The 8,434-nt window shown below is 73.3% G+C and carries 7 protein-coding genes and 2 pseudogenes; 2 read left to right on the top strand and 7 right to left on the bottom strand.

Annotated features, from left to right (window positions below; genetic code table 11):
• Positions 1-257: pseudogene (locus B0E53_RS10740) on the top strand (alpha/beta hydrolase); the annotation flags it as partial.
• A gap of 19 nt (positions 258-276) precedes the next feature.
• Positions 277-564 (top strand): annotated as a pseudogene (locus B0E53_RS10735) (VOC family protein); the annotation flags it as partial.
• 160 nt (positions 565-724) lie between these two features.
• Here the strand turns inward: B0E53_RS10735 and B0E53_RS10730 are convergent.
• From B0E53_RS10730 to B0E53_RS10700, 7 genes are all read right to left on the bottom strand, one after another.
• The gene (locus B0E53_RS10730; protein WP_107075905.1) at positions 725-2,785 is read right to left on the bottom strand and encodes a glycogen debranching N-terminal domain-containing protein; all 2,061 of its coding nucleotides are present in this window, start codon (positions 2,783-2,785) and stop codon (positions 725-727) included.
• Complete coding sequence (locus tag B0E53_RS10725) at positions 2,785-3,153, bottom strand: SCP2 sterol-binding domain-containing protein (RefSeq protein ID WP_107075904.1); 369 nt, start codon at positions 3,151-3,153, stop codon at positions 2,785-2,787. The genes B0E53_RS10730 and B0E53_RS10725 overlap by 1 nt, the downstream gene beginning before the upstream one ends.
• Positions 3,154-3,325: 172 nt before the next feature.
• Complete coding sequence (locus B0E53_RS10720) at positions 3,326-3,742, bottom strand: CBS domain-containing protein (protein WP_107075903.1); 417 nt, start codon at positions 3,740-3,742, stop codon at positions 3,326-3,328.
• Between the two features lie 104 nt (positions 3,743-3,846).
• Positions 3,847-4,287, bottom strand: a complete 441-nt coding sequence (locus B0E53_RS10715) for a PPOX class F420-dependent oxidoreductase (protein WP_107075902.1) — start codon at positions 4,285-4,287, stop codon at positions 3,847-3,849.
• A 93-nt stretch (positions 4,288-4,380) separates the two neighbouring features.
• Positions 4,381-5,406, bottom strand: a complete 1,026-nt coding sequence (locus B0E53_RS10710; RefSeq protein WP_107075901.1) for an aspartate-semialdehyde dehydrogenase — start codon at positions 5,404-5,406, stop codon at positions 4,381-4,383.
• Positions 5,407-5,714: 308 nt separating this feature from the next.
• A complete protein-coding gene (locus tag B0E53_RS10705; protein ID WP_107075900.1) occupies positions 5,715-7,064 on the bottom strand; it encodes a pitrilysin family protein in 1,350 nt (449 codons plus the stop codon).
• The gene (locus B0E53_RS10700) at positions 7,061-8,353 is read right to left on the bottom strand and encodes a pitrilysin family protein (protein WP_107075899.1); all 1,293 of its coding nucleotides are present in this window, start codon (positions 8,351-8,353) and stop codon (positions 7,061-7,063) included. Before B0E53_RS10700 ends, B0E53_RS10705 begins: the two co-directional genes overlap by 4 nt.
• Positions 8,354-8,434 lie beyond the last annotated feature (81 nt).

Genomic DNA, 8,434 nt, shown 5'->3' with positions numbered 1-8,434 from the left:
CCGCGGGCGACCCGGCGACGGTCGACGCGACCGTCGCCAGCCACCTGGCTTCGGGCGTGCCGGTGCTGCTGGTGCACGGCCGCGACGACGCCGCGGTGCCGGCCGCCCAGTCGGTCGGCCTGGCCGGCCGGCTGCTCGCCGCCGGCCACCCGGCGCACCTCTGGCTCACCCACGGCGGGCACGGGCTCGACCTGGCCCGCCCCGACATCCGGGCGGTCACCGCCACGTTCCTGGACACCGTCCTGCCGCCGGCCTGAGCCGACTACGGTGCAGGGCATGCCCGACCTCACCGCGATCGTCATCCACTGCCGGGACCCCTACCTGCTCGCCCCGTTCTGGAGCACGGTGACCGGGCTGCCCGTGGCCGATCAGGACCGGGTGAAGCTCGGCGACCGGTCGCTGGAGCCGGGCGAGTCGGTGCTGCTGCGCGACCCCGCCGGCCACCGGCCGGACGTGTGGATCAGCCCCGTGGACTTCCTGCCCGGCCCCGGCCGGCTCCACCTGGACCTGGTCGGCGACGCCGAGGAGCGGGCCGCCGTGCTGGAGGCGGGCGCGACGGTGGTCCGGGAACTGCCCCGGTGGACCGTGCTGGCCGACCCGGAGGGCAACGAGTTCTGCCTGCTCCCCGGGGCGAGGCGCACGGCGACACGCTGCCGCCCGGGCACTGACGCGCGCGGCGGCGCCGCCGGCCCCGCGGGGTCGGCGGTGCCGGTTCCGGAACCGGTCAGTCGACCAGGTTGTGCAGGTCGATCCGGCCCCGCGCGAAGGCGTCCACCCGGCCCCACCGGCCCGGGATGTCCAGCACCTCGATCCGCCCCATCCCGACCGGCAGCCGCGGGTCCACCGCGAGGTGCCCCTCGTGCGGTTCCAGCCCCAGCATGGTCCGGATCAGCAGCAGCGGGGTCCCGGTCGACCAGGCCTGCGGGCTGCACGCCGTCGGATACTCCACCGGGAACTTCGTCAGCTCCCGCTGGTAGCCACCGAACGCCTCCGGCAGCCGCCCGTCGAAGTACCGGGCCGCGTCCAGGATGCCGTTGGCGATGGTGGCGGCCTCCTCGGCGAAGCCGTACCGGCGCAGGCCCCAGGCGATGAAGGAATTGTCGAACGGCCAGATCGTGCCGTTGTGGTAGCCGATCGGGTTGTAGCGCACCTCGCCCTCGGCCAGGGTGCGTACCCCCCAGCCGGAGAAGAGCCGCGGGCCGACCAGGTGCGCGGCGACCTGCGCCGCCCGGTCCTCGTCCACGATGCCGCTCCACAGCAGGTGGCCGATGTTGGAGCTGAGCACGTCGCACTGCCGGCCGGTCGGGTCGAGCCCCAGGGCGTAGTAGCCGCCGTCGTCCACCCACCAGTCCCGGTTGAACCGCTCCTTCAGCTGCCCCGCCTCGCGTTCCAACTGCTCGGCGTACGCCGGGTCGCCCCAGAACTCCCGGGCCAGCCGGGCGGCCCGCATCTTCGCGTCGTACGCGTACCCCTGCACCTCGCAGGTGGCCCGCGGGAACGGCGGCAGCATCCCGTCGGAGTAGGAGAGGGAGTCCCAGGAGTCCTTCCAGCACTGGTTCTCCAGGCCGGTGTCCCGGTTGCGCCGCTCGTACCAGATGTAGCCGTTGCCGACCAGGTCGGCGTAGTCGTCGATCCACTTCAGGGCGGCCCGGCACTCGCGTTCCAGCTCCATGACCAGCGCGACGTCGCCGCTCCACTTCTCGTACTCGTCGAGCAGCACGATGAACAGCGGGGTCGCGTCCACCGACCCGTAGTACGGCGAGTGCGGCTGTTCCTCGAAGGCGGCGGTCTCGCCGTAGCGCATCTCGTGCAGGATCCGGCCCGGGTCCTCGTCGCGGAAGTCGTCGAACCGGGTGCCCTGCAACGCGCCCAGGATGCGCAGCGTGGTCTTCGACATCTCCGGCGCGAACGGCAGCACCTGGAGGCAGGTGAAGATGCTGTCCCGGCCGAACATGGTCATGAACCAGGGCAGGCCGGCGGCCGGCAGGGTCTGGCCGCCGAGGGAGAGCGGCGAGAACCGCAGTGCGGCCAGGTCGATCAGGCTGCGCCGGTACGTCGAGGCCAACTGCTCGTGCTCCGTGTTGACCTTCGGCGCCTTGGCGACCCACTGCTCCAGGTCGTGCTGGAGGGCCAGCCGCTCGGTGCCGTGCGCGCGCAGCCCCATCCGCAGGTCCCGCCCGCCCGGCCCGACGGCGTGGGTCTGCACGTCGATGGCGGTGTCCCACTGCTCGTTGGGTTCCAGGTGGATGCTCCAGGCGAACCCGTTGCGGTCGTAGCGGGCCGGCCGGGAGGCGGCGATGATCGTTTCGCGGCGGAAGTTGCCCCGCCGGTAGCCGAGCCGCAGCCGGTCCGCCTCGGCCTCGGCGTAGGTCTCGCCCTTCTTGTTCAGGATCTCGTCCTTGACCTGGAACAGGTCGGCGAAGTCGGCGCCGGCCTCCATCCGGATCTCCAGGTCCACCGCCTTCTCGTCGTGGTTGAGGATGGTCAGCGTCTCCCGGAAGCTGCCGCCCACCGCCCGCTCCCGGATGATCGACAACTTGGCGTCGATGTAGTGCGTGGCCATCCCCGGCACCAGGAAGAACCGGGCCTCGTAGTACTGCAGGTCGTCGTAGGAGAGCGCGTTGAGGCGCTCGCCGTTGACGGTCAGCACCCACTTGGACAGGAACCTCGTGTCGATCGAGAAGAGGCCGGTCGGCTCGCTCGGCGTGGCCTCGATGTCACCGGTGTCCTCGGAGACCACGAACGTGTTCCCGTCGAGGATCCGGACGGTGTTGCTCGCGGCCATCAGGCGGCCCTCCTCTGGAACGAGTGGTGCGGCCCCCGGGAGTCCGGCGGACCGGGAAAGATCCGTTCGATCTGCAACACCAGGCGCAGGTCGCCGGAGACCGTCATGTCCCCCCGCAGCAACGCCGCGATGGCGTTCTCCTCGCCGGTCACCAGCTCACCGAAGAGCCGGGGCTCCGTCCCCACCACCGTGTCGGCCTCCTGGTCCTCCTGGCGGACCCGGAGGTTGCCCCGATCGATCTCCAGCAGCCAGTGCGTGGTCTGCGGTCCCTCGTGCAGGTCGAACCGGAGCGTTCCGGAGGTCTTGGCCAGCAGCGGTTCGAACCCTCGCCGGTCCAGTTCCTCGAAGAATCTCGTGGTCGTGTCCATCCGGGCGACTCCTCCCGCGATCCGCGGCCTCCGACGTCCGAGGACGGGTCCCCCTCGGGTAGGCGGTCAACCTCGCCCGCTTCGGGTGAGTCGCGCGCCGGGCCTCCGCGCCTTCGGGCAGCGCGAAACGCCGGCCTCCGAACCGGAGGCCGGCATCACCGCGGCGGACGGGTCAGTTGTTCGGATCGTCGGCGCTGATGTCCGCGAGCACCGACTGGGGTTCCCGCTCCACGGCCAGGTCACCCATGGAGACCAGGCCGACCAGGCGGCCGTCGTCGATCACCGGGAGCCGGCGGACCGCGTAGGTGCGCATCAGGTCGGCGGCGGCCACCGCGTCGTCGTACTGGCTCACCGTCACCACGTCCTTGCTGGTGATCTGGTTGAGCCGGGTCGTGTTGGGATCCATGTTCTCGGCCACGCCCCGGACCGTGATGTCCCGGTCCGTGACGATGCCTACCACATTGTCGCCATCGGTCACCACCACGTCGCCGATGGCGCTGTCCCGCATCTCCTGCGCCGCGGCGGTGAGGGTGTCGCTGCCGTCCATCGTCACCAACCGGGTCGTCATGAACTCTCCGACCGTTGTCATGGTGCTCCCCTCTCGGTGTCGGCACGGCGGTCTACCCGGCACCGCGGGCGAGGTAACGCGGGCACCGCCGCGGGCGAGGTGAGGCGGCACCGTCGCGGCGCCGGTCAGCCGCGCGGCGGCATCCCGTAGACCCGCTCGACGTGCAGCCGGAGCACCAGCCGGCGCTCGGCCACCATGGCCCGCCGGAAGTCGTCCCAGTCCGGGTGTTCGCCCTGCACCGCCCGGTAGAGCCCGACCAGTTCCCCGACGGTCGGGTCGTCCGGCCGCTCCGCCACGGCGGTCAGTTCGGCCCGCGCCTCCGCCACCGCGTACGCCCAGCCGTCCTCGCTGCTCACGTGGAAGCTGGCCCGGGGGTCGCGGCGCAGGTTGGCGGTCTTGGCCCGGCCGTCGGTGACCGAGACCCGGATCAGCCCGGCGTCCCGGTCGAAGGAGTAGACCACGGTGGACAGCTGGGGTCGGCCGTCCCGCTTGAGGGTGGCGAGCACGCCGAGCCACCGGCTCGCGATGAGGTCGGTCAGGGCCTGTCGGGTCCGCTCGTCCGCCATCGGGTGTCCCGTCGTCGACTGGTGTGGTCGTCCCCCATCTCACCGCACTTCCCGCCCGCGTGCCCGGCCACCCGCCGGGCACGCGGGACCGGGTCAGCGCCGCTCGGCGGCGACCAGTTCGGCGAGCTGCACGGCGTTGAGCGCCGCGCCCTTGCGCAGGTTGTCGTTGGAGCAGAACAGGGCGAGCCCGTGCTCGACGGTCTCGTCGGCCCGGATCCGCCCCACGTACGTCGGGTCCTGCCCGGCCGCCTCCAGCGGGGTCGGCACGTCGTGCAGCGCCACGCCCGGCGCGTCGTCGAGCAGCTCGCGGGCCCGGGCCGGGGTGAGCGGGCGGGCGAAGCGCGCGTTGATCTGGAGGGAGTGGCCGGTGAAGACCGGCACCCGCACGCAGGTGCCGGAGACCCTGAGCCCGGGGATCTCCAGGATCTTGCGGCTCTCGTTGCGCAGCTTCTGCTCCTCGTCGGTCTCGAAGGAGCCGTCGTCGACGATCGAGCCGGCCAGCGGGAGCACGTTGAAGGCGATCGGGCGGGCGAACGAGCGCGGCGCGGGGAACTCCACGGCCGACCCGTCGAAGGCGAGCCCGGCGGCGTGCTCGGCGACCTTGCGGACCTGCTCGTCCAGCTCGGCCACGCCGGCCAGGCCGGCCCCGGAGACGGCCTGGTAGGTGGCGACGACCAGGCTGACCAGCTCGGCCTCCTGGTGCAGCGGGCGCAGCACCGGCATGGCGGCCATCGTGGTGCAGTTCGGGTTGGCCACGATGCCCCTGGGCCGGTCGGCGATGGCGTGCGGGTTGACCTCGGCGACCACCAGCGGCACCTCGGGGTCCATCCGGAACGCCGAGGAGTTGTCGATGACGACCGCGCCCGCCTCGGCGACCCGGGGGGCCAGTTCCCGGGCGGTGCCCTTGCCCGCCGAGAAGAGCACGATGTCCAGGCCCCGGTAGTCGGCCGTGGCCGCGTCCTCCACGGTGATCTCGCCGTCGCGCCAGGGCAGCGCGCGCCCGGCCGACCGGGCCGAGGCGAACAGCCGCACCTGCTCCGCCGGGAAGTCGCGCTCCGCAAGCACCTGCCGCATCACGCCACCGACCTGGCCGGTGGCCCCCACAATGCCGATCCTCATGCCCGCGAGGCTACCCAGGCGGGCGGGGCCGGCGGGAAGCCTTTCCCACCGCGCGGGCCGCGCGCCGCCGGTCACGCCCTCCGCCGATCGGGCCGTCGACCTGCAACAACACCGCCCAACCCCGGGCCACCGGCGGAGAATCCCCCGCCATCCGGGGGCCGGGCCGCAGCATTCGCGTCCACCGGACGGACACACGGCGGCCCGTGACGCGACGGGAATCACATCCGAAGGCCCGACGTGGCGGTGTCCCCGGCCGGTCGACACCGCCACCTCGCCGAGCCGGCGAGAACCGACCCCGACCCGACGCCTCAGGGGGCGTGGTCGACCACCTCGCCGAGGCCGGCGGCCACCAGGTCGTCCCGGATCAGCGCCGAGTCGCCCTCGACGACCAGGGTGAGCGACTCCGGGTGCAGGTGCGCGGCGGCCGCCGCGGAGACCTCCTCGACGGTCGCGGCGAGCAGCGCCTCGCGCAGCCGGGCGTGGTAGTCGTCCGGCAGGTCGTGCACGACCAGGGTGGTCAGCGCCGCGGCGATGGCCCGGGGGCTCTGCAGCTCGACCGAGAGCTGACCGGCCCGCCAGGAGCGGGCCACCGTCAGCTCGTCCTCGGTCACCCCGGTCAGCCGGGTACGCGACACCTCGCCCACCGCCTCGACCAGGGCCGGCGCGGTCACCGCGGTCTGCACGCCGGAGCTGATCGCGAACCGCCCGAACCGGCGGGACGAGGCGAAGTCGCCCCGGATCCCGTACGTGTAGCCGCGCACCTCTCGGATCAGGTGGTTGAGCCGGGAGGTGAACGCCCCGCCGAGCACCGTGCCGGCCAGCGTCATCGGCACGTGGTCCGGGTGGGCGCGGTGCGGCGACGGGTGCCCGAGGCGGAGCGTGGACTGCACCGAGCCGGGCCGGTCGACCAGGATGATCCGCCGCCGCTCCGACAGCGGCACCTCGATCGGGCCGCCCTTGTCCGCCGCCGCACCGCCGGCCCCGGTGAACACCGTCGCGGCGAGCGCGTCGAGGTCGATCCGGTCCAGGTCACCGGCGACGATCAGCGTGCCGGGGCGGATGAACCACTCGGAGTGGAAGACGGTCACGTCGTCCACGTCCAGGGCGGCCACGCTCTCCGGGTCGCCGTACAACGGGCGGCCCCAGCGGTTGTCGGCGCCGAACAGGTCGGCGCGCAGCACCGCGTCGGCCCGCGGGCCCGGGGTCGCCCAGTCCATCCGCAGCGCGGTCGCCTCGTCGTCACGGACCCGCCGCACGTCGGCCGGGTCGAGCTTCGGCGTCCGCACCGCCTCGGTGAGCAGTTCCACGGCCGCGCTCAGCCGGTCCACCGGCACCTGCACGCTGACCTGGAAGGAGTCCCAGTCCAGACCGGTCACCAGCTCGGTGCCGAGCGCCTCGATGGCCAGGGCGTACGCGGTGGCGTCCCGCTGCGCGGTCCCCTCCTCCAACGCCTTGGCCAGCACCCCGCCGAGTCCCTCCTTGCCGACCGGCTCCCGGCCGGCGCCGCCGTCGAGCAGCAGCAGCGCGACGGCGAGGTTCTGCCCGGGCAGGTGCGCGGCGACGACCTGCCCGCCGGCGGCGGCGGAACGGCGGACCACCTGCGGGAACCGGTACGGGCGGGCGGCGCCCGGGCCGGGACGGGTGGCGATCAGCGTCATGAGGTCTCCTCGGGCAGGTAGGTCAGGGTCGCCCGGTCGGCCGCGCCGAGCAGCTCGGCGGCCTGCTCGGCGATCTGCTCGGCGGTGACGGCCAGCCAGGCGGGCAGCCGCTCGCCGGCCCGGGCCGGGTCGCCGAACTGGGTGGCGTACCGGCCGAGGGTGTCCGCCCGGCCGTCCACGGTGGACATCTGGCGCCACCACATGGTGCTGAGCAGGGCCTTGGCCCGGTCCAGCTCGGCGGCGGTCACCGGCACGGTGGCCAGCTCGTCGACCACCTCGGTCAGCCCCTCGCGCAGCCGGTCGCCGGACACCCCGGGGCGGGCCGTGGCGGTGGCGATCAGCGGGGCCGGGCCGTGCGCCAGGTCCACCCCGTACGCCCCGACCAGGTCCGGCTGGGCGATCCGCTCGCCGTCGGCGAGGCGCTGGTAGAGCCGGCTGCCCCGGCCGCTGCCCAGCACGGTGGCGAGCACGGTGGTCACGTCGTACCCGGGGGTGCCGAACGCATGGGTGCGGTGCGCGACGTAGACCCGGGGAGCGGGCACGTCGGTGGTGACCGTCTCCACCCCGGGGCCGCCGCCGGCCGGGACCGTGCGCCCGTCCGGGGCGGCCGGCATGTCCTCGCGCGGCGGCAGGGCGCCGAAGTACTTGTCGGCCAGTGCGAACACCTCGGCGGCGGTGGTGTCGCCGACCACGGTGAGCACGGCGTTGTTCGGTGCGTAGAAGGTGCTGTGGAACGCCTGGAAGGTGGCCAGGTCGGCGGCGTTCAGGTCGGCCATCGAGCCGATCGTGGCGTGGTGGTACGGGTGCCCGGGCGGGTAGAGCAGCGGCAGCAGCCGCAGCCAGGCGTCGCCGTAGGGCACGTTCTCGTAGCGCTGGCGGCGCTCGTTCTTCACCACGTCCCGCTGGTTGTCCAGCGTCTCCTGGGTGAGCGCGGGGACCAGCCCGCCCATCCGGTCGGCCTCGAGCCAGAGCGCCAGCTCCAGGTGCTCGGCGGGGACCGTCTCGAAATAGTTGGTCCGGTCCGGGTTGGTGGTGGCGTTGAGCGAACCGCCGGAGCCCTGGATGAGCTTCATGTGTTCGGTCTTCGCCACGTTGACCGAGCCCTCGAACATCAGGTGCTCGAAGAGGTGGGCGAAGCCGGTCTGGCCCTCCGGTTCGTGGCGGGATCCCACGTCGTACCAGAGGTTCACGGCGACCGCGGGGGCCGTGCGGTCCTCGCTCACCACCACGCGCAGACCGTTGTCCAGTCGGGTCGTCTCGATCGGCCAGGGGTAACCGCTGTCGGGCATGGCTCGACGCTATCCGATCTCGCGGGCGGAAAGGTGACGTGCGGGGAGCATCGTCGCCGCCCGCCGGGGTACTCGCCGGAC

This window comes from Micromonospora sp. MH33, assembly GCF_003013775.1.
In the GTDB taxonomy this organism is placed as follows: Bacteria; Actinomycetota; Actinomycetes; order Mycobacteriales; family Micromonosporaceae; genus Micromonospora; species Micromonospora fulviviridis.
The sequence above is the reverse complement of the archived record's forward strand: the minus strand, read 5'-3'. Positions and strand labels throughout refer to the sequence as shown.

Coding starts and splice junctions, on each gene's coding strand:
- B0E53_RS10725 (WP_107075904.1), bottom strand. CDS start 3,153: ATGGACACGACCACGAGATTCTTCGAGGAACTGGACCGGCGAGGGTTC.
- B0E53_RS10705 (WP_107075900.1), bottom strand. CDS start 7,064: ATGACGCTGATCGCCACCCGTCCCGGCCCGGGCGCCGCCCGCCCGTAC.
- B0E53_RS10700 (WP_107075899.1), bottom strand. CDS start 8,353: ATGCCCGACAGCGGTTACCCCTGGCCGATCGAGACGACCCGACTGGAC.
- B0E53_RS10730 (WP_107075905.1), bottom strand. CDS start 2,785: ATGGCCGCGAGCAACACCGTCCGGATCCTCGACGGGAACACGTTCGTG.
- B0E53_RS10715 (WP_107075902.1), bottom strand. CDS start 4,287: ATGGCGGACGAGCGGACCCGACAGGCCCTGACCGACCTCATCGCGAGC.
- B0E53_RS10710 (WP_107075901.1), bottom strand. CDS start 5,406: ATGAGGATCGGCATTGTGGGGGCCACCGGCCAGGTCGGTGGCGTGATG.
- B0E53_RS10720 (WP_107075903.1), bottom strand. CDS start 3,742: ATGACAACGGTCGGAGAGTTCATGACGACCCGGTTGGTGACGATGGAC.